Here is a 25,217-nt window from a genome sequence, read left to right on the forward strand (position 1 = left end):
ATAGCCGTTTCGGGCGCGAGTATAACAGGCATGAGACGCAACGCTAGTTCACCCATTCGATGGTCACCAGGCGCGTATCGGCGCGGCCGCGATCGTCCACCGCCCGAATGCGGTAGCGCCCATTGTTGATCGGCCGCCAGTCGATCGGTTTTTTACTGGCGCTGCTGCCGAGATAGATATCGTCGACGAACCAGTACACCGTCTTGCTGTCGGCGTCCGTCACCGCATTGAAGGCGATGTTGTCCCGCCCCTGCTGCGACTGGCGCAGGGTATAAGTGGTGTTTTTTAACGGCGAGGTGATGCGCGGCGCGTTGCCGCCGACGGCGATGCCGTTGTCCTTGCAGCGATTGACCGGCGGCGCCCGCTTCGGCAGCCCGGCCTGGGCGAACACGTTGGCCAAATCGGAAGGCCAGAATTCAAAAATTTCGGTGCGAGTCTGCGCCGCGTCATACGGCGGGCAAACGACCTCGCCGCTGTGAATATCCAGCACCACCGGCCGGTAGACGCTGTCCACCTTGATCGGCGACTTGCCGGGAATGAACCAGGTCTTGCCCTTTTGCTGGCACCACGGCGTCGGCAGATCGCCGCTGGCGAGACAAATGTCTACCCGCCGCAGCCGTTGGGGGAACGGATGTTTCGGCTCCCGCAGGGCGGGATAGCTGGCGTTGACGCTGTCGATGATATTGAAAAACAGCGGCGCGGCCGCCTCGGCGCCGACCAACGCATTGTTGCCGCGCCCGTCGAAATTGCCTTCCCACACCACCAGCACGTAAGGACCGAAAATCCCGACGCTCCAGGCGTCGCGAAAGCCCCAGGAGGTGCCGGTCTTCCAGTACACCGGCAGCGACGAAGAACGCTGCGCCAGCGTATCGCCCGGCCGCCGGTGCTGGCGCAGCATATCCAGCGTGATGAAACTGGCCTCCTCGCTCAGCAGCCGCACCGGCGTCGATTCGGCCTGGTTCAACTGCATGCGAAGCGGCCGCAGCTCACCGCGATTCGCCAGCAGCGCATACAGCTTCGCCAATTCCTGCGCCGTTACCTCGCCGCCGCCCAATACCAGCGACAGCCCGTAGTGGCTCTCATTGGCCATATTGGCGACGCCGGTCAGGCGTAAGAACTGATAAAAAGTCGGCTGACGCAGCTGCGAGGCAACATATACCGCCGGAATATTGCGGCTGAAATTTAGCGCGTCGGTGGCGGTCACCGGGCCGAGGAAGCGCCGGTCGAAATTTTCCGGCGCATAGGCGCCGAACGACGAAGGCACGTCTTTCAGGATGGTCATCGGATGCAGCACGCCCTGCTCCATGCCCAGCGCGTAGATGAACGGCTTCAGCGTCGATCCCGGCGAACGCTTGGCGTTGGTGCCGTTCACCTGCCCCTGAATCGGACGGCTGTAATAGTCCGCCGATCCCACCAGCGCGCGCACCCCCATATCGCGGCTGTCCACCAGCAGCACCGCGGCGTTTTGAATGCCGCGGCTGCGGTTGCGGGCGATAAAGGCGTTAACCTGCCGCTCGACCAGCCGCTGCAACCCGGCGTCCAGCGTCGTGTCGACGCGAGTGTCGCGCTGCACCAGTTGCTGCGTCTGCAGGCGCAGCTGTTCGATAAAGTGCGGCGCAATATAGGGTACTTGCTCAGGTTGCCGCAGCGCCAGCGGCAGGCGGAACAGCGTTTGCTGGCTGGCGTCGGTCGGGTAAACCTGCTGCCAACGCTGGAACAGACGATTGCGCGCCTGCGTCAACGCCGCGCCGAGCACGCCGGTTTTCGGCTCCAGACGGTAGCTGGGCGACTGCGGCAACACCGCCAGCGTCAGCGCCTCCGGCAGGGTCAACGCCTTCGGCGACTTGGCGAAATAGATCAGGCTGGCGGCGCCGATGCTTTCGATATTGCGGCCGTAGGGCGCGTAATTCAGGTAGGCTTCCAGGATATCGCGCTTGGAGTAGCTCAATTCCAGCTGCACCGCACGCAGCACCTGCAGCAGCTTGCCGCCTGGCGAGCGGGTATTGAGATGCCAGCGCATCCGCGCCAGCTGCATGCTGATGGTCGATCCGCCCTGCATTTTGCCGCCGGCGACATAGCTGCGCCAGAAGCCGCGCATCAGGCTGACGGGGTTAAATCCGGGGTTGTAGTAGAACCAACGATCTTCGTGCAGCAGCAACCCGCGCACCGCCAGCGGCGACACCTGTTCCAGCGGGGTCCACAATCGGTAGCGATCGTCGTTGGCCAGCGTGATGCGCAACAGCGCGCCGTGCCTGTCGTAATAAACGGAAGACTGCGGCAGCCCCTGCCACAGGGGCGGATGCGGCCACAGCCGAATCGCGGCCAACAGCAGCGCCAGTAAAAACGCCGCCATCAAGCCGTTTTGCAGCACGCGCCCGGTCAGGATCTTCATACGTTCTCAGCATTCCGGCGCCAGACGCTGGCCTGGCACCGGATATGGCCTAGTCGTTGCCCGCCGGCACCACCACCAGCTTGCCGCCGCCGGCCGACATGGCCTGCACTTCACGGTCATACATGGCTTCGCCGTAGGCCGGTGGAACAATAAAGCTGCCGGTATTGGTGGCCTTGATCTGATAAACAAACTCCTGCACCTCGGTGCCGGCGCTGCCGTAGATAATCACCCGATCTTCGCGGATATCGCTGTAGTCCGGCGCCCAGGTGGAGCCGGAGGCGGCCAGCGGCGACTGCCAGCCGCCGCGATCGTCGCTCTCCTCGCCGGCGTCGGCCGGCTCCGGCGGCGTCTGCTGCACCACTTCGAACCCGCCCGGCAGCAGATCGACGATCGCCAGGTTGCTCTGCCCCTCTTTCGAGTTGGCGCGCACCTTCAGATGGACATTGATCTTCTGCCCCAACGTCACCTGCGTCACCGGCTTGCCCTGTTCGTCGGTGTAATCGCGGACGATCTCAATCCCGCGCGACAGCGCTTTTTGCGGCGCATTCAGATCGTAACCGGCCTGCGTCACCACATACCAGGCCGGCGCGCTGCCGCCGTTGGTGAAGCGCACCGCAGTGGCGTCAGCGTTAAATTGCCCCTGAACGAACAGCCCTTGCAGCTCGCTGATGCGCTGCGGCTCGCCGCCGGCTTTGCCCACCTGCGCGATGCCCAATGCATCCGCATTGGCGGACTGCGCCGCCACCTGGGCCGAGTAGCTTTCCAACGCCAGAATGCTCATCGCGGAAGAGTAGGTGGTGTAGCGCTCTTCTTTCAGCGCCTTGACCATATTCTCCAGCACCTGTGGCGGGATCGACGCCACCTTCTCCGGGAAGTGGCGGGTAATCAGATACAGCCGCGTCGCATCCTGCACCAGCGGATCGAAATAGTTCTGCGTCCACCAGGCGCTGTCATACGCCTTGCTCAGTTGCTGCCAGCTCGGTTGCAGCAGCGCGGCGGCTTCGTCGTCCATCTTCAACAGGCGATAGGAAGAGGCCAGATACAGCGCGCTCAGATCGGTTTTCCACTCCTCGCCATAGCGTTTTTGCAGCGTATCCTGCACCGCCGCCAGCGAGTTGGTGGTCACTTCGCCCTGCAGCGTCAGCAGGTAAACCGCCCAGCTGCGCAGGCGCAGCAGATACAGATCGTCGAAACCGCTGGCCGCCAGCTCGCGCAACGCGCCGTTGGCTTCATCCAGCATGCCTTCCGGCAGGGCGTAGCCCGCCGCTTTGGCCTCGAGCAGATATTGCACCACATAAGGCGTGACGAAAGGATCGGCATCCGGCGACGAACGCCAGGCGCCGATCGCCCCGCTGTCGTTCTGACGGGCGCGCAGCACGCCCAGCAGATTGCGCAGCTGCTTGCTGACTTCCGCCTGGCTCAGGCTGCTTTTCATCTCCGGATGACGGCTCTGCAGCATCAGCGGAATGGAGCGGCTGACGATCTGCTCGGAACAGTAATACGGGTAATCCGCCAGGTATTGCGCCAGCCCGCTGGTCAGCACCAGCGGCGAATTCGACACCGCCGCCCGGCGCTGCGCGAAAGCGTCGAACATCTGGCGCAGGCCATCGACGTTCTGGCTGCCGCCGCTCATGCGCCCCATCACCGACTGGGTGCGGTACGGCGCCGCCGGCCGCACCGAGGTGCTGACGGTGCGGCGGCTGGCCTGGTCGCCGTAACGGGCGTCGAACACCAGCGGCGCATCGCCCAGCACGGCTTTGGCGCGCAGACGGAAGGTGATCACGCCTTCGCGTTTTTCCGCCAGCCTCAGGCTTTGCGTCGCGTTGCCCACCACCTCCAACTGCGGCGGCGGCGTCAACAGGACGTTAATGGCCACCGACTGGCCGTTCAGCCCTTCGAGGTTGTTGCTGACGCCCACGCTGACGTCGAACTCGTCGCCCGGCGCCACCATCGCCGGCACGTTCGGCGTCATGATGAAGCTGTCGCGTACCGTGGCGGCGGTTTGCGCCTTGCCGATTTTCTCCGGCGTCACCGAAATCGCCATGACGCGGATCTTGCCGTTGAAGTAATCCGGCACCGGATAGACGAACTGTTTCTCGCCGCTGACCTCGGTAATGCCGGACCAATAGGCCACCGGCTTATCGCGCTTGCGCTTGAACGGGTTGAGGTTGAGATCCAGCCCTTCGCCCGCATCGCCGCCCGGCGCCGCGGTCAGCGCCATCAGCTTGCTGAACTCCGGCAGGATCAGATCGAGGATCTGCGAGCTGCTCACGTTCAGTTCGCGCTTGCTGAAGAAGAACTCCAGCGGATCCTTCAGACGGTAACGCGCCACCTGCAGAATGCCCTCATCGACGGCGAACAGCGCCACCTGCTGCGGCGCATAGGTCTTGACCGTCATCGTCAGGTTTTCACCCGGCTTGATGACCTCCGGCGCCGTCACCTCGAGGCTGTTTTGGCGCGCCTTGGTGCTGATCTTGAACGGCATCACGCCGTAGCTCAGCGGGCTCATGAAGATTTCGCTGGAGTTGATGTCGCGCACGAACTGCACGTTGATGTAGCCGTTGCCCTCCATGCCGGCCGGCACGCGGATCGTCTGCACCGAGCTGGTGGTGTCGGTGTGGAACCACTGCCAGGCGTAAACCTTGTCCTTTTCAATGGTGATCAAGCCACTGCCGGTATAAGGCGCGTTGATCGCCACCTCGATCTCCTCACCGGGCTGGTATTCCGCCTGGTTGAGTTTCAGCTTCAGTTCGGCGTTGCGATCCAGCGAACGGCTCAGGTTGGCGTTGCCGGCCACGCTGTAGGCGACGCGGTTGAGCGTCTTGCCCTGCGCATCTTCAATCACCAGCACGAAGTCGCCCGGCTTATCGGTCGCCAGCCGCAGATCCGCGCCCTGCTCGCCCAGCGCCAGCGGCTGTTCCGACAACTGCACTTCCTTCATCTTCGACTGGTATTTGTAAACGCCCGAATCCTGTTTGGTCAGCACCGAAATGTATTTCTGCTCGATCAACACCTGCTTCAGGTTCGGCATGGCGATCTGTTTCAGGGCCGGATCGATGGCGATCACGTTCAGATGCCGCTCCGCGTCGCGGTTGATGTAGCCCAGATCGCCGTCCGCCTTCACGCCGATCAGGTAATCGTAAGGGGAAACCAGCGTGCGGGCGGTAGCCGCCACCGAGCGCCCGCCGCCGGCGACGAACGCCTCCGACAGCAATTGCAGCTGATAGGTGGCGTCGGCGTAGGATTTCAGATCGAGCGGAATATCGGCCGCGCCGTGCTCATCGGTGGTGCGATCTTCCAGCTCGGTCTCGAACCCGTCGCTGTTTTGTCGGTTTTCATAGAACGCATAATCCGGGAAACGATCGAAGCTCGGATACATCGGCCGCAGCGTCAGCCTGGTGGTCACGCGGCGATCCTGCGCCGGGGTGCCGAACAGGTTCTGCACATCGATGCTGGCCTTCAGCTCAGACGGTTTTACCCAGCCTTGCTGGCGGTCCGGCGTCAACGCCAGTTTCACTTTCAGCTGATCCGGTTCGAACTCCTTCACATTGACTGCGGTATGGCCGAGCAGCGTGGAGGTGTCGTTGTTTTTGCCGATCAGATACAGATAGACGTTCCACTCGCCGGTCGGTGAGTTTTCATCGGTGGTATAGCTCAGCTCGTTGAAACCGCTGGCGCCCAGCGTCAGCGGCACGGTGGACATCAGCTTGTCGCGCGGATCGCGGATTTCGGCGCGCACCGGCACGCCGGCCAGACCAACGCCCCAGTCGGCGGCGCGGGTGATCAGGCCAATATTGAAAGTATCCCCCGGCCGATAAACGCCGCGATCGGAGAACAGGTAGCTGCTGAGCGTGCGCGGATCGGTCGGCGTTTGTTCACCGGCGACGTCGAAGCGCGAGAAGTCCAGCCCGCGATCGTTATAGCTGCCGGTCGGCAGGAAGGAGACATCCCCCTCTTTTTCCACCAGGAACATCACCGGCTGGCGCTCGTTGGTGTACACATCCAGCGCCGGGAAACGCACGTGGCCATCGGCGCCGGTGGTTTGGCTGAGCAGCGTCACGCCGTTTTTGGCCACCACCGACACGGTGGCGCCGCTGACCGGCGCGCCGCTTTGAATCGACTGCACAAAGACGTCGCGCGTCTTGTCCTGCGAGCTCTTGGCGACGATACCCAGATCGGTCACCACCACAAAGCGCGAATCGCCGACGTCGGGCTGCTCTTCCCCTTCGCTCTCATCCTGTTCCTGATCCTGCTCGGCGCCCGCCTCTTCCGCCGCCGGTTTTCGGTTCGGCTGCCATTCAGACAGCGTCAGCAGGAACACCCCGCGATGGGAACTGGCGTTGGTGGAGAGATAGCGGGAGAGATCGATGCCCTGATAGTTCACTTCCCCCGGCCGCTCGTTGTTGAGCGCCGTCTGGTATTTGAAATGCTCGGTGAAATATTCGTCGTTGAGCCGGTTGAATTCCGTGGACGAGTATTCCCGGCTTTTGAAGGAGACGATGTGCTGCAGCTGGCTCGGGATCACCCGCTTGATGTCCAGCCGCAGGCCCGCCACGTTGCGTGCCGCCACGCTGATCTGCTTGTCGCCGTTGACCGACAGCAGCGAGCCCTGCGACATGAACTGCAGCGATTTCGGGAACTCCGGCACTTCGACCACGCGGTAAACCTTCTTCGGCATTTTGTAACCGCCGGCGGAAACCAGCTGGTTATCGATCTCGAGCAGCACAAAGCGGTGCGCCGGGGCGTCGAAACGGAAGCTGAACTGCGGTTGGTAGGCCTCTTCCGCCTCGTTAAGCGCCAACGGCAGTGCCGTCGCCTGCGCCAGCACGTTTTTGCCGACGCTGTCGACCGTCCATTGATAGAAATCTTCAGCATCGTTGGCAGCCTCGGCATCGCTCGGATCGTGCTGCGGCAGCAGCCAGGCTTTCGCGGCCCGCGCCAGCTCTTTATCCTTCACCGCATCGCTGAAACCGACCACCAGCGCACGCTGCCCTTGGCCGGCGTCGGTGTCCACCACCTGAGCGCTGGCGTCGCTCAGCGCCAGGCTGTACAGCGTCGGTACCTTGACCCAGTTGCTTTTCGCCTCTTCGACCGCGTTGCCGGCCGCCGTTGATTTAACGCCCTTGCCGACGGTCAGATGTACCGCGCCGCCCTGATCCAGCGCCTGCAGCGGCTCGGAATGCACCCAGGCGTTCAGTTTTTTCTCGTCATAGACCAGAGAGAAATTCAGCTTTTTCTCGGAGGACGTGCTGCCTTCCTTCAATCCCAGCGAAATCTGTTTTTCAAAGCTGGCGACATCGACCGGCGCGTTGAACTGCAGATTGAAAATCGCGCTGCGTTTCTGCGCATTCTGCGGATCGCGGTAGTACTCGGCCTGCCCCAGACGGTAATCGAACGCGGGCACGGTGAAGGCATAGCGGGTTTTGGCGAGCTTGACCTGCGGCGCCAGCAAGGTGGCGGGCTCAAGGGTCACATCATATTTCGCGCCCATCGGCAGCGGTTTTTTCGGCGTGAACACCAGCGTTGATTCATTACTCCACGCCCACTGCCCTTCCGCCGTCGGTTTGAGGGTGATGCCGGCGCTCACGGTTTTGCCCGCCGCGGTTATCGGCGCAGCCGAGCCGCTGAAGGTCAGGCTCACCGTTTGCGGCGCCTGCCGGGCGGCGGTGTAGTCTATCGGCTCGGGGTTGGCCACCTCGGCGTTGATCTCCTGAACCACCATCGGCGCCGGTTCAATCGGTTGGGGCCGGTTTTGCCACCAGTGCCAACCGTAAAATGCGCCGCCCGCAGCGCCTGCCAACAGCAGCAGGCCCAGACCGATCGCTTTCGGGTGTTTATCCACGCCGCTTTCCAGCCGCAAAAAACCGCGCGGCAGCGCAGCCCACCAGGCCGGCGCGCGCCAGCTGAGGTTGCCGACCAGCGGTCTCAGCAACCGCCCCAACAGCGACAACGCCCCGCCCAGCAGGCGACAAACGCCCTTAACCAGGGTAAAAGGCAAACGCAGGATAAACCTTAATAAATCCATTATTGCAGCACCTCATCATCCTAATGCAGCCCCCGGTCAACCGCTGCGGTTAAACCGAGCCGAAAGACGCCGTCGGCTCTCCTGCCCGGCATCCGCGCGAGTACTCTACACTGCCGGGCGGCAAAAATCTGCGCGCCGCCGGCGCATTACGGCTCTTTATTCAACATCAAATCCAGCTGTTGCAGCAGCACCAGCAGCGGCAGACTGCTCGGTTCACGATCTTTCAACGCCTCTTCGAAATAAGGCGTGATGGCGAAGCGCGTCGGCAACGGCGCTTCGGCGTCCAACAACGCATACATGCGCGGCAAGAACACCCACTGCAGCCAGGCTTCGGCCGACATGCTGTCGATGCAGAACGGCTCGGTGCTGGAGAAAGCCTCATGCTCAGGCGGCGCGGCCTGCCACAGCGCCAGATCGCGCATGGATTGTTCAATCGCCTGCAAACTGCGGCGCACCTGGTTATGTATACTCATCTGCATTCCCGATCTCTTTTCATCATGGTATTCAGCGCTCTGGCTGAAAGGCGGCAAAGCATAGCATTTTTATAGCCCAAATTCGGCGCGCCTGAGACAGCTCACCGTTTTTATCTGGTGACGTTCACCATCGCGCGGCACAATAGGGCCACCGAATTCACCACACAGATAAAGATTCATGTCCGTAATAACAGAGAAAAAAAACCACGCGACGCCCGGTAAGGCCATGTTGGCCTCGGTCACCGGTTATGCCATGGACGGGTTTGACCTGCTGATCCTCGGTTTTATGCTGCCGGCCATCAGCATCGAATTGGGATTAACCTCATCGGCCGCCGGTTCGCTGGTCACCTGGACGCTGATCGGCGCAGTGCTGGGCGGCGTGATCTTCGGCCACCTCAGCGATCGTTTCGGCCGTATCCGGGTGCTGACCATCACCATTCTGATGTTTTCCCTGTTCACCGGCCTGTGCGCCGTGGCGCAAGGCTATTGGGATCTGCTGGCCTATCGCACCCTGGCGGGCATCGGGTTGGGTGGCGAGTTCGGCATCGGCATGGCGCTGATCGCCGAAGCCTGGCCGGCGGAGAAGCGCAACCGCGCTTCGGCTTATGTCGGCATGGGCTGGCAGTTGGGGGTGCTGGCGGCCGCTTTCCTGACGCCGCTGCTGCTGGAACACATCGGCTGGCGCGGCATGTTCCTGGTCGGCCTGCTGCCGGCGCTGGCGTCATTCCTGATCCGCCGCACGCTGGGCGAACCGGAGGAATTCGTGCGGCAGAAAGACGCCGGACAGCCGCTCTCCTTCCTCCAGCGTTTGCGCCTGCTGTTTAAGGATCGCGCCACCGGCAAGGCCAGCATCGGCATCTTCATTCTCTGTTCGGTGCAGAACTTCGGTTACTACGGGCTGATGATCTGGATGCCGACTTACCTGGCGAAAAACTTCGGCTTCTCGCTCACCAAGTCCGGCCTGTGGACGGCGGTGACGGTGGTCGGCATGACGTTCGGCATCTGGCTGTTTGGCATGCTGGCCGATCGCTTCGCCCGCTGGAAGATTTTCGTGTTGTATCAGATAGGCGCGGTGGTGATGGTGATTGGCTACGCCCAGTTGAGCGATCCGATGCTGATGCTGTTCGCCGGCGCCGTGATGGGCATGTTTGTTAACGGCATGATCGGCGGCTACGGCGCATTGATTTCCGATACCTACCCGGTGCAGGCGCGCGCCACCGCGCAAAACATCCTGTTCAATCTGGGGCGCGGCGTCGGCGGCCTGGGGCCATTGGTGATCGGTGCGCTGGTGACGCAGGTGTCGTTTACCGCCGCGATCAGCCTGCTGGCGGCGATTTACCTGCTGGATATCTACGCCACGCTGTTCCTGCTGCCGAAAAAACAGGGCGCAGGCGATACGCTGGGCGCCATTGGTTAACGCTGACGATGGATTAAGCAGCAGAGGAGCACGCACGGCGGGAGAGAACAAAAAGTTGGGGGCACTGCGTTAACAGTGCCCCCGGTTCGTTTTATAGCCATCCCGCTACACAGTGTGCTCCCTGCTCAATCCTTGAAAACTTTTCCTGCGGCCATCCTGACCAAGTGATCCTTGCATCATCCTGCAGCATCGTCCTGACGCGGTTCCTCAGCCTTCCTGACCCGCCGACAGTCCTGTGTCGGCTCTCAATCTCCGTCCTGGAGGTGTCCCTGGTTTCTATCCTGAAACATCCTGGGCATCTCCTGACGCCATCCTTCGCTCTTGCCTGAGCGCATCCCTTTCTTCGTCCTGAAGCTGCATCATCCTGATGCTTTCCTGCTCCGCCGGTTCCGTTCCGGTAACGATAAGATCGCTTAAATTCCCCGGAATCACAAGGGTTTGGGAGGCGTCTCACACTAAATTAAGCCTAAGAGTTATCCTAAAGAAATTCTAACCAATTGATCTGGATAACAATAATCTCATAGTCTGGAAAAAGGTGGGAAAAATTAAGAGCGATATCTCACAGCCCGTGTGAGAGATCTCTCACACGGGCGACGGCGAATCCGCCGCGCTTCAGTCCAGCACCGGGCGCAACGCATCGAGGAAATTCCCCAGCGTCGCCGCCAACAAGGTGCGCTTATCGCTGCCGAATTGTTCCAGCACCACGTTGCCGCTGACGTTGCACAGCGACACCATCGTCATCTCGGATTCGGTGGTCGCCAGGAACAGCGTTGGCGACAGCTTGAGACGTTTTTGCGTCACCAGATGACCGATCAGGTTCTCCTGCAGGCGGATAAAATCCTCCTCGCTCCAGACCTGCAGCAGGCTCAGGCGATGCTCCCCAAATTGCGCGCTCATGTCACCCGCGTATTGCTGCGTGTAGAAACGGTGCGCATCCGGCTGCAAACGCAACTCCAGCGCGGCTTCTACCTTCTCCAGCGTCGCCGCAGGTTCAAAAGGCTGCGGCAACCACAGCACGTCATCCTCGCGATTCTCCACGATGCAGGGCGACGGCACGCCGTACAGCGCCTGGCTGGCCGGCGCGTGGCCGCGCGCTTGCTGCCACAACTCGACATAGCGTTGAGTGAATTCACGCAGAGCGTGCGATACATCATGGTCCATATTCTTTCTCGCATACGTTAAACTGACGGCCATTGTACCTATCTCTGACCGAGGTGACAGCAGATGTCCTCCTATCAAGACCACCAGGCCCTGTCAGGGCTGACGCTGGGCAAACCCACCGCTTACCGCGATCGCTACGACGCCACGTTGCTGCAGGCGGTGCCGCGCAGCATGAACCGCGAGCCGCTGGGGCTGTATCCCGACAACCTGCCCTTCCACGGCGCGGACATCTGGACGCTGTACGAACTCTCCTGGCTGAACGCCAACGGGCTGCCGCAGGTAGCGGTCGGCGAGATCAGTCTCAACGCCGACAGCCTGAACCTGATCGAATCGAAAAGCTTCAAGCTGTATCTCAACAGCTTCAATCAAACGCCGTTCGCCGACTGGGAAACGGTGCGCAGCACCCTGCAGCGCGATCTGTCCGCCTGCGCCCAGGGCGAGGTCAGCGTCACCCTGTTCAGCGTCGAGCAGCTGGAAGACACGCCGATCGCCCGTCTGGCCGGCGACTGCATCGACCAGCAGGATATCCGCATCGACAATTATGAGTTCAGCGCCGACTACCTGCTGAACGCCGCCGGTGAAGAGGTGGTGGAAGAGCAATTGGTCAGCCACCTGCTGAAGTCCAACTGCCTGATCACCCATCAGCCGGATTGGGGCTCGGTGCAGATAAGCTATCGCGGCGGCAAGATCGATCGCGAAGCGCTGCTGCGCTATCTGGTTTCCTTCCGCCACCACAACGAATTCCACGAGCAGTGCGTCGAGCGCATCTTCAACGATCTGATGCGCTACTGCCGGCCGCAAAGCCTGACGGTTTACGCCCGCTACACCCGCCGCGGCGGTCTGGATATCAACCCGTGGCGCAGCAACGTCGCATTCGCTCCCGCGCACGGCCGCCTGGCGCGCCAATAAGTGCGAAACATTGCTCAACAACTGAGCTAACGAGCGGTTTATGTTGGTAAAAGCCCAGGGACGGCGGTAAGGTTAAAACGAGGCTGCGGCCGGGCAGAGCGCCCGCTGCGCCGCAGCACGCCAACCATAACGAGATGCTGTTTTGCTGCGTATGGATTACTACCGCCCCGCACCGGGTGCAAAGGAGTTACCTTGATTACACACATCAGCCCGCTTGGCTCTATGGATTTATTGTCGCAGCTGGAAGTAGACATGCTGAAGCGCACCGCCAGCAGCGACCTGTACCGCCTGTTCCGCAACTGTTCGCTGGCCGTGTTGAACTCCGGCAGCCAAACCGACAACAGCAAACAGCTGCTGTCGCGCTATGAAACCTTCGACATCAACGTGCTGCGCCGCGAGCGCGGGGTGAAGCTGGAGCTGGTCAACCCGCCGGAAGAGGCGTTCGTCGACGGCCGCATCATCCGTTCGCTGCAGGCCAACCTGTTCGCCGTGCTGCGCGACATCCTGTTCGTGCACGGCCAAATCGCCAGCGCCGGCCGTTTCCAGCACCTGAATCTGGAAAACTCGGCCCACATCACCAACCTGGTATTTTCCATCCTGCGCAATGCACGCACGCTGCATCTGGATGAAGATCCCAACATGGTGGTGTGCTGGGGCGGCCACTCGATCAACGAGAACGAATATCTGTACGCGCGCAAGGTCGGCAGCCAGCTGGGCCTGCGCGAGCTGAACATCTGCACCGGCTGCGGGCCGGGCGCGATGGAAGCGCCGATGAAAGGCGCGGCGGTCGGTCACGCGCAGCAGCGTTACCGCAACAGCCGCTTCATCGGCATGACCGAGCCTTCGATCATCGCCGCCGAGCCGCCTAACCCGCTGGTGAACGAGCTGGTGATCATGCCGGACATCGAAAAACGCCTGGAAGCCTTCGTGCGCATCGCGCATGGCATCATTATCTTCCCGGGCGGCGTCGGCACCGCCGAAGAGCTGCTGTACCTGTTGGGTATCCTGATGAACCCGGAGAACAGTGAACAGGTGCTGCCGCTGATCCTGACCGGGCCAAAAGAGAGCGCCGACTACTTCCGCGTGCTGGACGAGTTCATCATGAACACGCTGGGCGACGAAGCGCGCCGCCATTACACCATCATCATCGACGATCCGGCGGAAGTGGCGCGGCAGATGAAAAAAGCCATGCCGCTGGTGAAGGAAAACCGCCGCAACACCGGCGACGCCTACAGCTTTAACTGGTCGATCCGCATCGCGCCGGATCTGCAGCTGCCGTTCGAGCCGACCCATGAGAACATGGCGAACCTCAATCTTTATCCGAACCAGCCGCCGGAGCAATTGGCCGCCGCGCTGCGCCGCGCTTTCTCCGGCATCGTGGCCGGTAACGTGAAGGAAAACGGCATCCACGCCATTGAGCAGTTCGGCCCGTACAAGCTGCACGGCGAACCGCAAATGATGAAGCAGATGGACAGCCTGCTGCAGGGCTTTGTTGCCCAGCACCGCATGAAGCTGCCGGGCAGCGCCTATGTGCCCTGCTACGAAATCGTCGCCTGACCCTCAATCCCGGGCGGCGTAACGGCCGCCCTGTTTTTTCTGACCTAACCGCCCATGATGATACACCTACTGATTGTCGACGCCCTGAACCTCATCCGCCGCATTCACGCCGTGCAGGGCTCCCCTTGCGTCAACGCCTGCCGCCACGCGCTGCAGCAGTTGCTCCAGCACAGCCGCCCAACTCACGCGGTGGCGGTATTCGACGAGGACGATCGCAGCGACAGCTGGCGCCACCAAATTCTGCCGGACTACAAGGCCGGGCGCTCGCCGATGCCGGAAAACCTGCAGCAGGAGATGCCGCAGCTGCGCGAAGCCTTTGCCGAACTGGGCGTCGCCAGCTGGCATTCGCCCGGCAACGAAGCGGACGATCTGGCGGCCACGCTGGCGGCGAAGGTCGCCGGCGGCGGCCACCAGGTGACCATCGTCTCCACCGACAAAGGCTATTGCCAACTGCTGGCGCCGAACGTACAAATTCGCGATTACTTCCAGAAACGTTGGCTGGATATGCCTTTCGTGCAACAGGAGTTTGGCGTGCAGCCGCAGCAGTTGCCGGACTACTGGGGGTTGGCGGGGATCGGCAGCAGCAAGATCCCCGGCGTGGCCGGCATCGGGCCGAAGACCGCCGTGCTGCTGCTGCAGCAATCGGGTAATCTGGACGGGCTTTATCAGCACCTGGAGCAAGTGCCGGAGAAATGGCGCGGTAAGCTGGAGCAGCACCGCGAGCTGGCCTACATCAGCAAACGGGTCGCCACGCTGCGCACCGATCTGTCGCTGGACGGCAACCTGCAGCAGCTGCGCCTGCCGATACAATAAGGGCGCTGCAAGCAGCGCCCTCATTAAGGCTTCACGCGGTTAATCGCGCTCATCGCGGCGGCCCGGCACCGCCGACCACATGCGGCGCACGTGTACGGTGATCTCTTCGCGATCGTGATACAGCTGCTTGGCGTGCACTTCAGCGCTGATGCCGGCGGCGCCCAGCGCTTCGCGGATGCTCATCAGGTTTTGCGACACTTCCTCGTAGCGCTTTTTCATCGGCAGCTTGAGGTTAAAGATCGCTTCACGGCACCAGCCTTTCACCAGCCACTGAATCATCAGGCTGGTCACCTTCGCCGGTTTCTCCACCATGTCGCACACCAGCCAATAGATCTTGCTGCTGTTCGGCTCGAACTTGAAGCCGTCGGCGCGGTGGTGCGTCACCTGGCCGGTTTCCATCAGGCTTGGCGCCATCGGGCCGTTATCCACCGAATGCACCATCATGCTGCGTTTCACCAACTGATAGGTCCAGCCGCCCGGGCAAGCGCCCAGATCGACCGCGTGCATGCCGCTGGCCAGGCGCTCGTCCCACTCGTCGGCGGGGATGAACACGTGGAACGCTTCTTCCAGCTTCAGCGTCGAGCGGCTCGGCGCATCGGCCGGGAAGCGCAGACGCGGAATGCCCATGTAGAACGGTGAGTTGTTGTTGCTGTAGGAGTAACCGACATAGCAGCAGCCCGGCGCGATGAAAAACACATGCACCACCGGGCGAGTCGGGTTCTCGCGCGCCATCAGCACCTTCTGCTCGCGCATCGCGGCGCGCAGCGGCACCGTGAGCTTGCGGCAGAACTTCATCAGCTCTTTGCTTTCGTTGGTGTCCGGCACTTCCACCCGCAGTTCGCCGCCGCGATCGACTACGCCGATCAGCATGCCGACGATCGGCGATACCCGATCTTCCGGCGGCAGATCGCGCAGCAGCTCACCCACCACGATCATCTGGCGGGCGAAAATCAGTTCGCGGAACGGAATCTCCCGCGCCAGGCGATCGGCATCGTCCGGCTGGTAGCATTCGAACAGCACGTAACCGCTGTGCTCTTTTACCCGCGCAAAGCCGTAAATCTCCAGCTGGGCGGCTTTATCGGTGATTTCCGCCGCACACTCTTTTTCGAAGCCGGGGCGGCAATACAACGCAATCTTATTCATGGCGCTCGGCCTTTTTCCTCAGACGCAAAGCGCCAATCAACATCAATATCCAGCCGATCAAGAAGCACACGCCGCCAACCGGCGTGATATATACCCAGACCTTCAGGTGCGACAGCGCCAGGCAATAGAGGCTGCCGCTGAACAACACGGTGCCGAACGCCAACAGCGCTCCGCTCCAGTAAAACCACAGGCTCACGCGGCGCTGCATCGCGACCGCCAGCGCCAGGATGGCCAGGGTGTGGAACCCCTGATATTCCAGCCCGGTGCGGATCCAGGCCATTTCGTTGGCGCCTAGCGTGCCGCTTAACACATGCGCGCCGAATGCGCCCAACGCGACAAACACAAAGCCGCTGATAGCGGCGAAAACCAGCATGGAACGGCTGCTCATCGTGATCTATCCCATTAAAAATCACCGGCCGCGGCAAGGCGGCGGCCGGCCTTATTGTTCGTAGCGGAAGCGGAACTTCTCTTGTTCGCTGGCGGCGCGCGCCAGGATCCACTGCCGGAAGGCGGCTATTTTACCCAGTTCTGCCTGGCTGTCATGACATACCAGATAAAAAGCGTTTTTACTGACCAGCACATCGTTGAACGGGCATACCAGGCGACCGGCTTCGATCTCGGTTTGCGCCATCACGTTATTCACTAGCGCCACGCCCTGGCCGTGCACCGCCGCCTGCACCACCATGGCGCTGTGGCTGAAGATCGGCCCCTGCTGCACATTGATGTGTTGCAACCCCAGCTGGCGCGTATAAGCCAGCCAGTCGCGGCGTGAAACGTCATGCAGCAACGTATGATAAGCCAGATCGTCTGCGGTTTTCAGCGGATGATCGCCGGTCAGCAGGCTCGGCGAACAAACCGGCAGCAGATATTCCGCATACAGGCGCTCGGCGCGCAGCCCCGGCCAATTGCCGCGGCCGTAGAAAATCGCCACATCGACGTCGTCCGCCAGCTTGTCTTCTTCGCGGTCCACCGCCTGGATGCGCACATCGATCCCCGGATAAGCTGAGTTAAAGCCGGAAAGGCGCGGCACCAACCACTGAATGGCGAAGCTCGGCGGCAGACTGACGGTTAATGCCCCCTTGGCGCTGCGCGCCTGCAGCTTGCGCGTCGCCTCGTTGATCGAAGAGAAGATCTCCTTGATATCGAGGTAGTAACTTTGCCCCTCTTCGGTCAGCAGCAGCGAGCGGTTGCGCCGACGAAACAGCTTCAGCCCGAGGAAGTCCTCCAGCGACTTGATCTGGTGGCTCACCGCGGCCTGGGTCACGAACAGCTCTTCCGCCGCCTTGGTGAAACTCAGGTGGCGAGCGGCCGCATCGAACACGCGCAGCGCATTGAGGGGAGGTAAGCGTTTAGACATTAAATTAGCTACTTTTGTGTAACATTAATCCGAATGATTCGGCGCCGAAAATCGGGCGGCTTTGCGTGGCAAGCCATCGGTAAACGCTAACGGCGTATTGCCATTAGTTTTTTTTATCCGAGCCATTATAATTTGTCCGTTGAGGATGCGCCAGCAAATACCTATAGTGGCGGCACTTCCCGGGCCGGAACGAAAAGGGAGTGGGTGTCGAGGACGCCGATGAACTTTTGGCTTGTGGTTGTGATGTTGTGTTTGCAAATTGTCCGGCGATTCCGGACATGGTAGCTAGGCTACTGTTTTTTCACTTCCTGTACATTTACCCTGTCTGTCCATAGTGATTTTATGCAGCACCGCAAAACTTGCGGTGCTTTTTTTTGCCTGACGCTTATTGGTCGCTTTCAACCATCTCTTTCACATCGGCGCGGTTGATCTGTTGCTCGACGCCGTTGGCGTCTTTATAGCTGATCATGCCGGTATCGTTATCCACTTTAGGCTTGCCGTCAGCAACAATGGTGCGTCCGTCATTGGTATGCATCACGTAGTTGCTGGAACAGGCGGCCAGGGTGAACGTAAGCATCAGGGCAGAGAGAACTGCGGCTGTTTTCTTCATTGAGGACTCCTTTGTAGTTTTAAATGCTGATAAATACCTTTTGTGTGTATAAATGCGATTAATAAGCGCACATTTAATAGCATAACAAACTTTCTCAGTTTTGCCAGGCGATAAGTCCTAATAGGCAGGATCGCTTGTCTCCGGCGGCAAAATAGGACAGGATCACCCATCGACTCAAGCCAGTGACAATCAGGGTATGACGCCTTTTAATCCCAGCCTTTTTCGCCAACAGTTTCCCGCGCTCGCGCAGGACGGTATCTATCTGGACAGCGCCGCCACCGCATTGAAACCGCAGGCGGTGATCGACGCCACGCAGCAATTTTATCGCGATGACGCCGCCACCGTGCACCGCAGCCAGCATCGGGCGGCGCAGGATCTGACCGCCCGCTTCGAGCAGGCGCGCGGCCAGGTGGCGCAACTGATCCATGCGCCGTCGGCCGACGACATCGTCTGGACGCGCGGCACCACCGAGGCGATCAACCTGGTGGCGCAGAGCTACCTGCGCCCGCGTCTGCAGCCAGGCGACGAAATTCTGGTGAGCGAAGCGGAACACCACGCCAACCTGATCCCCTGGCTGATGGTGGCGGAACAAACCGGCGCGCGGGTGGTGAAACTGCCGATCGGCGCCGATCGGTTGCCGGATTTGACGCAGCTGCCCGCCCTGCTCAACGACAAAACCCGCCTGTTGGCGCTGGGGCAAATGTCCAACGTCACCGGCGGTTGCCCGGATCTGGCGCCGGCTATCGCGCTGGCCCATGCCGCCGGCGCGCGCGTGATGATCGACGGCGCCCAGGGCGTGGTTCACGGCCCGGCCGACGTACAGCGACTCGACATCGATTTCTACGCCTTCTCCGGCCACAAGCTGTATGGCCCGACCGGCATCGGCGCGCTGTACGGCAAAGCCGAGCTGCTGGCGCAGATGGCCCCGTGGCAAGGCGGCGGCAAGATGCTGACCCAGGCATCGTTCGACGGCTTTACCCCGCAAAAGCCGCCGCACTGCTTCGAAGCCGGCACGCCAAACATCGCCGGCGTGCTGGGGCTGGCCGCCGCGCTCACCTGGCTCAGCGAACAGGACATGGCGGCGGCGGAGCGCTACAGCCGCGAGCTGGCGGACCAGGCGGAACAGCAGTTGGCGCAGTTGCCGGGCTTTCGCAGCTTCCGCAGCTCCGGCTCCAGCCTGCTGGCGTTCGACATCGCCGGCGTACACCACAGCGACATCGTCACGCTGCTGGCGGAGCAAGGCATTGCGCTGCGCGCCGGCCAGCACTGCGCGCAACCGCTGATGACGGCGTTAGGCGTCAGCGGCACGCTGCGCGCGTCGTTCGCCCCCTACAATACGCAACAGGACGTCGATACGCTGGTCAGCGCGTTGACTCACGCCCTCGATCTGCTGGCCGACTGACTTGACTCCCGGAGACGCTATGCTCGCCCCCCATCCTTTTGGCCGAGAGATCACCGCCGAAGCCTTGATCGCCACCTTCAGCGCGCTGAAACAGTGGGAAGACCGCTACCGCCAGCTGATTATGCTCGCAAAACGGCTGCCGCCGCTGCCGGAGGCCTTGCGCAGTGAAGAAATGGAATTGAGCGGTTGTGAAAACCGCGTCTGGCTGGGGCACCAGTTACTGGAAGACGGCACGCTGCATTTCTATGGCGACAGCGAAGGCCGCATCGTGCGCGGCCTGCTGGCGGTGCTGCTGACCGAAGTGGAAGGGAAAACGCCGCCGCAGATCGCCGCATTGGATCCGCTGGCGTTGTTCGACCGCCTGGCATTGCGCGCGCAGCTGAGCGCCACCCGCGCCAGCGGCCTGGCGGCGTTGGCCGCCGCAGTGCAGGCGATCGCCGCCCGTTACGCCTGACGCGCCGCCTTCGCCAGCATCTTTTTCAGCGCGTGCGACACGGCGACGAAGCCGAAGGTGGCGGTGACCATGGTCGCTGCGCCGAACCCCGCGCTGCAATCCATTCTTTTTGGCCCTTCCGCCGTGCTGCGCGAAGCGCATACCGAGCCGTCCGGCTGCGGATAAACCAGCGGCTCGCTGGAGAAGACGCAGTCGATGCCCAGCTTGCCCTTGCCGTTTTTCACCACGTTGAAATCGTGCTTCAGCCGCTCGCGCAGCTTGGCGGCCAACGGATCCTGGATGGTTTTGGCCAGATCGGCCACTTCAATTTTGGTCGGGTCAATCTGCCCGCCGGCGCCGCCGGTGGTCACCACAGGGATCTTGAATCGGCGGCAGTATGACAGCAGCGCCGCCTTCGGCCGCACGCTGTCGATCGCGTCGATGACGTAGCTGAAGTTATGGTCCAGCAGCTCGGCGACATTGTCCGGGGTGATGAAATCGTCGATGCAGGTCACCCGGCATTCCGGATTAATCGCCAGGATACGCTCCGCCATCACCTCGGTTTTCGATTGCCCGACGTGCTGGCGCAGCGCGTGGATCTGGCGGTTGGTATTGGTGACGCAAACATCATCCATGTCGATCAGGGTAATGGCGCCGATGCCGGTGCGCGCCAGCGCCTCAGCCGCCCAGGAACCCACGCCGCCGATGCCGATCACGCAGACGTGCGCCTGCGCGAACACCGCCAGCGCCTGCTGGCCGTACAACCGCGCCGTGCCGCCGAAACGCTGCAGATAGGCTTCCGAATAAGCTGTGCTCATAACGCTTTAATTACCTTCATAATGCAAATGATAAGGGCCGGAAAATCCGGCCCTTGCGGGTCAATCTTTTCACGCCGTATGCGTTTAGCGGGTGGCCAGCAACGAACCGCCGCGGTTTGACTGATTGGCGCTGAACAGCTGGCCACCGCCGTTGTTCTTCAGCACCCAGACGCGGCCGTAGTGGTTGTAGTACCCCGCCGAGTGGCCAGCTTCCGGCCCGATGCCCTGATACATGTCAAAATGCTGGCCCTTGATGGCGCCGCCCACGTCGAGCGCGACCATCAGACGCATCTCGTATTTTCCCGTGAATTTACCCTTGTTGTCCAGCAGCGGCACTTCGGCCAGCAGCGTAGTGCCAGCCGGGATCAGCGAACGGTCGGAAGCCACCGAAGCTTTGGCGATCAGCGGCACCGCGCTGGCGCCCTTCACCGGCGCAAAAGCTTCCGGACGGAAGAACACGAACGACGGGTTCTGCTCCAGCAGCTCACGCACCTCTGCGGCGCTGTGGGTATCCGCCCACTGACGGATCGCCTGCATCGACATGTCCGCCTTGGCCACTTCGCCACGATCGATCAGCACCTTGCCGATGCTGCGATAGGCATGGCCGTTCTTGCCGCCGTAGCCGAAGAACACCAGCGGCTGGCCGTTGCCGTAGTCGACATAGCCGCTGCCCTGGACTTCCATCATGAAGTTGTCCATCAGCGAGTTGGTGTAAGCGATGATATAGCGATCGTCGAGCGCGCCGGAATAGATGCCCGCGCGATCCGGCAAGCGCCCCCTGCCCTTCGGCGGCATGCGGTACAGCGGATAGCGGAACTCGCCCTGTTGGGTATAGCGCGCCTGCACCACCGGCGTATAGTAGCCGGTAAACTGCACGTTGCCGTAATTGTCGACGCCTTCCATCTGGTAAGCGCTGAGGCCGTACTGGCTCAGCATGCGCGTGTCGGCGCCAGACGCCATCCAGCTTTGCACCGCCTGATAGGTGCTGTTGTTGCGGTTAAACAGCGAAGGCGACGCGTACTTGATCTCCATCAGCTGATCCGAGTAATCCTTGGCGTTGACCGGCGAACCTTTGGCGTTGGGCTGATTGACCAGCTCCAGCGATTGATCCAGACGGCCGTCCTTATATTGCTGACCCCGATCGGTCGGCTTGGACGAACAGCCCGCCAACACCGCCACCATCAACCCGCCCAGCAGGTATTTGCCCCAACGTCCTTTCATCGCGCACACTCTCAAACTGATATGATCTACCGGCTGAACGATAACAAACGCTCATTGATAAAGGAATCGCTGCAAATAAAAAAAGCCGCCCGGAGGATGGTGATGAAAAAGAAGGCAAATTGCGGGCAAATCCAGCAGAAAAACGGGTTTAGGCCAATAAAATGCAAAAAGGGTTTGCAACAAAACGCATGGAGAGTATAGTGCGCATCCATCGGACGCGGGGTGGAGCAGCCTGGTAGCTCGTCGGGCTCATAACCCGAAGGTCGTCGGTTCAAATCCGGCCCCCGCAACCAACCGATGCCGCATTGGCGGTATTTGCGTTTGGCTTCGATAACAAAGTATTATACGGACGCGGGGTGGAGCAGCCTGGTAGCTCGTCGGGCTCATAACCCGAAGGTCGTCGGTTCAAATCCGGCCCCCGCAACCAACCGAATGTCGTACCAGCGGCATAGCATGAACGGTGGTTTCGTAGTAATACAGCATCAAGACGGACGCGGGGTGGAGCAGCCTGGTAGCTCGTCGGGCTCATAACCCGAAGGTCGTCGGTTCAAATCCGGCCTCCGCAACCAACTCTTGATGACAACAGATAAGCACCCTTCCGGGTGTTTTTTTGTATCTGCAATCCGCAAAAATAGCCGGACTCGCGCCCGGCCCTGCTTTTATCGGCTCGCCAGCGCGCCGCCGTTGGCGAAATAAGCCTTGATGCCCGCCAGAATCGACTCCGCCACCTGCTGCTGGAAGTGGCTGGTGCGCAGCTTGCGCTCCTCTTCAATGTTGCTGATAAACGCCGTTTCCACCAGGATCGACGGGATATCCGGCGCCTTCAACACCGCAAAACCGGCCTGATCGACACGATTCTTGTGCAACCGGTTGATTTTCCCTATCCGATTCAACACTTCCTTGCCAAACTTCAGGCTGTCGTTGATGGTCGCGGTTTGGATCAGATCGAACATGGTGTGATCGAGATAACGGTCGCCACTCTTGCTGACACCGCCGATTTGGTCCGACGCGTTCTGCGTCTGCGCCAGGAACTTGGCCGCCGAGCTGGTGGCGCCCTTGGTGGACAACGCGAACACCGATGAACCGCGCGCGGCGCGGCTGGTGAAGGCGTCGGCGTGAATCGAAACGAACAGATCGGCGCGCTGCTTGCGCGCCTTGGCGACGCGCACCTTGAGCGGAATAAACACGTCTTCATTGCGCGTCATGAACACTTTCATGTTTGGCTCGCGCTTGATCATGGCGCTCAGCTTGCGGGCAATCTGCAGCACGATGTCTTTCTCGCGCGTCTTGTACTTGCCGATAGCGCCGGGATCTTCGCCGCCGTGGCCGGGATCCAGCATGATGACGATCGGCCGATCGCGCCCCGCCTTGCCGGCCTGCGGCGCTTCCGGCGGCAGCGTGCGCTCCAGATCGCCCTTGTTGTAATCTTCCAGTAACGCCAGTAGCGGATCATACTCCTCACCCCCGCTGCCGCCCTTGGTCGGATAGAGATCCATCACCAGACGGTTGCGATACTCCGGCACCGGCGCCAGCGTGAAAATATGCGGGCTGACGCTTTGTTTGAGCTCCAGCACCAGCCGCACGGTATTCTGATCAAACTGGCCGACGCGCGCCTGCTTGAGATAAGGATCGTCGGCGCGCACCTGCCCGGCGATGCCTTTCAGCACGCTGTTGAGGTGAACACCTTCGATGTCCACCACCACGCGATCGGGATTGGTCAGGGCGAACTGCTTGTATTTCAGTTCGACGTTGGATTCCAGCGTGACGCGGGTATAGGTGGAGGATGGCCAGACGCGCACGGCGATCACGTGCGATGATGCGGCGAAGCCCGTACGACTCACACTCAGCAACCAGCTGGCGGCAACGCCCTGTAATAAACGACGGCGGCCCAGATTGTGATTAGCGTTTGGCATGCGGCTCCGGCAGTAATAGCTGTTTACAACAGATGAAAAAAACACCAATGAAATGGGGATGCCGAAAACTTTAACCAATCATTCCAGCCCTGTCATCAGAAAATCTTTTTATGGTTTTTCAATTTATTAACGATTTAGCGCCCTTAGCGCACGCTTCATGACGATTTCCCACTTGCCATCGGCGCAATAAAAGAATAAAAATACAAAAATATCGTATAAATATGCAAAGAGGTTTGGCCGTGAAGGAACGTAGTACAGAGCTGGTGCAAGGATTCCGTCACTCAGTCCCCTATATAAACGCCCACCGCGGCAAGACGTTCGTCATCATGCTCGGCGGGGAAGCCATCGAACACGAGAATTTCTCCAACATCGTCAACGATATCGGGCTACTGCATAGCCTGGGTATTCGCCTGGTGGTGGTTTACGGCGCACGGCCGCAGATCGACGCCAATCTGGCGCAGCACAATTATGAGCCGATCTACCACAAACACACTCGCGTGACCGACGCCCATACGCTCGAGCTGGTTAAGCAGGCCGCCGGCCTACTGCAGCTCGACATCACCGCTCGGCTGTCGATGAGCCTCAACAACACGCCACTGCAAGGCGCGCACATTAACGTGGTCAGCGGCAACTTCATCATCGCGCAACCGCTGGGCGTCGATGACGGCATCGACTACTGCCACAGCGGCCGCATTCGCCGCATCGATGAAGAAGCGATCCACCGTCAGCTCGACAGCAACGCCATCGTGCTGATTGGCCCGGTCGCGGTTTCGGTCACCGGCGAGAGCTTCAACCTGACCTCGGAAGAAGTGGCCACCCAGTTGGCGATCAAACTGAAAGCGGAAAAAATGATCGGTTTCTGCTCCTCACAGGGCGTGACCGACGCGGAAGGCAACATCCTTTCCGAACTGTTCCCCAACGACGCGCAAAAGCGCCTTGAAGAGCTGGAGGAAAGCGGCGATTACCATTCCGGCACCGTGCGTTTCCTGCGCGGCGCGGTGAAAGGCTGCCGCAGCGGCGTGCGTCGCAGCCACCTGATCAGCTACCAGGAAGACGGTGCGCTGGTGCAGGAACTGTTCTCGCGCGACGGCATCGGCACCCAAATCGTGATGGAGAGCGCCGAACAGGTGCGCCGGGCGACAATCAACGACATCGGCGGCATCCTGGAGCTGATCCGGCCGCTCGAGCAGCAGGGTATTCTGGTGCGCCGTTCGCGTGAACAGCTGGAGATGGAGATCGACAAATTCACCATCATCGAACGCGATAACCTGACCATCGCCTGTGCGGCGCTGTACCCGTTCCTGGAGGAAAAAATCGGTGAGATGGCCTGCGTGGCGGTACATCCCGATTACCGCAGCTCTTCGCGCGGCGAGATGCTGCTGCAGCGGGTAGAAAACCAGGCGCGACAGATGGGGCTGAAGAAGCTGTTCGTGCTGACCACCCGCAGCATCCACTGGTTCCAGGAACGTGGCTTTACCCCGGCGGAGGTCGACGTGCTGCCGATGCAGAAACAGGCGTTGTACAACTACCAGCGCCGCTCCAAAATTCTGCTGGCGGATCTGTAATCCCAGTG

General features: G+C 60.9%; 18 protein-coding genes and 3 tRNA genes. 10 read left to right on the plus strand and 11 right to left on the minus strand.

The window, feature by feature from the left end; translation table 11 throughout:
• Positions 1-43: 43 nt before the first annotated feature.
• From pbpC to J0F90_RS19425, 3 genes are all read right to left on the minus strand, one after another.
• Positions 44-2,392: a penicillin-binding protein 1C gene (gene pbpC / locus J0F90_RS19415; RefSeq protein WP_033639521.1), complete on the minus strand. Its 2,349-nt coding sequence runs from the start codon at positions 2,390-2,392 to the stop codon at positions 44-46.
• 49 nt (positions 2,393-2,441) lie between these two features.
• A complete protein-coding gene (locus J0F90_RS19420; RefSeq protein ID WP_033639520.1) occupies positions 2,442-8,417 on the minus strand; it encodes an alpha-2-macroglobulin in 5,976 nt (1,991 codons plus the stop codon).
• Between the two features lie 146 nt (positions 8,418-8,563).
• Positions 8,564-8,890 (minus strand): YqcC family protein, encoded by a 327-nt coding sequence (locus J0F90_RS19425; RefSeq protein ID WP_028127529.1) that lies wholly within the window; start codon positions 8,888-8,890, stop codon positions 8,564-8,566.
• A gap of 178 nt (positions 8,891-9,068) precedes the next feature.
• On the opposite strand from J0F90_RS19425, the gene J0F90_RS19430 reads away from it, so the two are divergent.
• Positions 9,069-10,307, plus strand: coding sequence for an MFS transporter (locus J0F90_RS19430; RefSeq protein WP_033639519.1), 1,239 nt, complete (start codon positions 9,069-9,071; stop codon positions 10,305-10,307).
• 612 nt (positions 10,308-10,919) lie between these two features.
• Here the strand turns inward: J0F90_RS19430 and syd are convergent.
• Positions 10,920-11,468 carry a SecY-interacting protein gene (gene syd, locus J0F90_RS19435; RefSeq protein WP_016929899.1) on the minus strand — a complete coding sequence of 183 codons (549 nt, stop codon included), beginning with the start codon at positions 11,466-11,468 and terminating at the stop codon, positions 10,920-10,922.
• A gap of 63 nt (positions 11,469-11,531) precedes the next feature.
• Between syd and queF the strand changes: the two genes are divergently transcribed.
• The 3 genes from queF (at position 11,532) to xni (ending at position 14,747) form a co-directional block, all read left to right on the plus strand.
• Positions 11,532-12,377: an NADPH-dependent 7-cyano-7-deazaguanine reductase QueF gene (gene queF, locus J0F90_RS19440; protein ID WP_033639518.1), complete on the plus strand. Its 846-nt coding sequence runs from the start codon at positions 11,532-11,534 to the stop codon at positions 12,375-12,377.
• Between the two features lie 192 nt (positions 12,378-12,569).
• Positions 12,570-13,934, plus strand: a complete 1,365-nt coding sequence (gene ppnN / locus J0F90_RS19445; protein WP_021505658.1) for a nucleotide 5'-monophosphate nucleosidase PpnN — start codon at positions 12,570-12,572, stop codon at positions 13,932-13,934.
• Between the two features lie 54 nt (positions 13,935-13,988).
• Positions 13,989-14,747, plus strand: coding sequence for a flap endonuclease Xni (xni, locus tag J0F90_RS19450; protein WP_033639517.1), 759 nt, complete (start codon positions 13,989-13,991; stop codon positions 14,745-14,747).
• A 39-nt stretch (positions 14,748-14,786) separates the two neighbouring features.
• Here the strand turns inward: xni and rlmM are convergent, their stop codons facing one another.
• The 4 genes from rlmM to J0F90_RS19470 form a co-directional block, all read right to left on the minus strand.
• The gene (rlmM, locus tag J0F90_RS19455) at positions 14,787-15,890 is read right to left on the minus strand and encodes a 23S rRNA (cytidine(2498)-2'-O)-methyltransferase RlmM (protein WP_004931897.1); all 1,104 of its coding nucleotides are present in this window, start codon (positions 15,888-15,890) and stop codon (positions 14,787-14,789) included.
• A complete protein-coding gene (locus tag J0F90_RS19460) occupies positions 15,883-16,278 on the minus strand; it encodes a DUF423 domain-containing protein (RefSeq protein WP_004931896.1) in 396 nt (131 codons plus the stop codon). Before J0F90_RS19460 ends, rlmM begins: the two co-directional genes overlap by 8 nt.
• Before the next feature lie 51 nt (positions 16,279-16,329).
• The gene (locus J0F90_RS19465; RefSeq protein ID WP_004931894.1) at positions 16,330-17,247 is read right to left on the minus strand and encodes a transcriptional regulator GcvA; all 918 of its coding nucleotides are present in this window, start codon (positions 17,245-17,247) and stop codon (positions 16,330-16,332) included.
• 385 nt (positions 17,248-17,632) lie between these two features.
• On the minus strand, positions 17,633-17,857 hold the full coding sequence (locus J0F90_RS19470) for a YgdI/YgdR family lipoprotein (RefSeq protein ID WP_028127531.1): 225 nt from the start codon (positions 17,855-17,857) through the stop codon (positions 17,633-17,635).
• Positions 17,858-18,053: 196 nt separating this feature from the next.
• Between J0F90_RS19470 and csdA the strand changes: the two genes are divergently transcribed.
• Positions 18,054-19,259 carry a cysteine desulfurase CsdA gene (csdA, locus tag J0F90_RS19475; RefSeq protein ID WP_033639516.1) on the plus strand — a complete coding sequence of 402 codons (1,206 nt, stop codon included), beginning with the start codon at positions 18,054-18,056 and terminating at the stop codon, positions 19,257-19,259.
• A 19-nt stretch (positions 19,260-19,278) separates the two neighbouring features.
• Complete coding sequence (gene csdE / locus J0F90_RS19480; protein ID WP_016929906.1) at positions 19,279-19,713, plus strand: cysteine desulfurase sulfur acceptor subunit CsdE; 435 nt, start codon at positions 19,279-19,281, stop codon at positions 19,711-19,713.
• Here csdE and tcdA read toward each other — a convergent pair.
• A complete protein-coding gene (gene tcdA / locus J0F90_RS19485; protein WP_033639514.1) occupies positions 19,704-20,510 on the minus strand; it encodes a tRNA cyclic N6-threonylcarbamoyladenosine(37) synthase TcdA in 807 nt (268 codons plus the stop codon). The genes csdE and tcdA overlap by 10 nt on opposite strands.
• An 84-nt stretch (positions 20,511-20,594) precedes the next feature.
• Complete coding sequence (mltA, locus tag J0F90_RS19490) at positions 20,595-21,731, minus strand: murein transglycosylase A (RefSeq protein WP_016929908.1); 1,137 nt, start codon at positions 21,729-21,731, stop codon at positions 20,595-20,597.
• Between the two features lie 216 nt (positions 21,732-21,947).
• Here mltA and J0F90_RS19495 point away from each other — a divergent pair.
• The 3 genes from J0F90_RS19495 (at position 21,948) to J0F90_RS19505 (ending at position 22,300) form a co-directional block, all read left to right on the plus strand.
• Positions 21,948-22,024 (plus strand) — tRNA-Met (locus J0F90_RS19495).
• A gap of 57 nt (positions 22,025-22,081) precedes the next feature.
• Positions 22,082-22,158: transfer RNA gene (locus J0F90_RS19500), tRNA-Met, on the plus strand.
• Positions 22,159-22,223: 65 nt separating this feature from the next.
• A tRNA-Met gene (locus J0F90_RS19505) sits at positions 22,224-22,300 on the plus strand.
• A gap of 90 nt (positions 22,301-22,390) precedes the next feature.
• On the opposite strand, the gene amiC is transcribed toward J0F90_RS19505, so the two are convergent.
• Complete coding sequence (gene amiC / locus J0F90_RS19510; protein ID WP_033639513.1) at positions 22,391-23,644, minus strand: N-acetylmuramoyl-L-alanine amidase AmiC; 1,254 nt, start codon at positions 23,642-23,644, stop codon at positions 22,391-22,393.
• A 239-nt stretch (positions 23,645-23,883) separates the two neighbouring features.
• On the opposite strand from amiC, the gene argA reads away from it, so the two are divergent.
• Positions 23,884-25,209, plus strand: coding sequence for an amino-acid N-acetyltransferase (gene argA / locus J0F90_RS19515; RefSeq protein ID WP_033641363.1), 1,326 nt, complete (start codon positions 23,884-23,886; stop codon positions 25,207-25,209).
• Positions 25,210-25,217 lie beyond the last annotated feature (8 nt).

It is taken from the genome of Serratia marcescens subsp. marcescens ATCC 13880, from assembly GCF_017299535.1.
GTDB classification, from domain to species: domain Bacteria; phylum Pseudomonadota; class Gammaproteobacteria; order Enterobacterales; family Enterobacteriaceae; genus Serratia; species Serratia marcescens.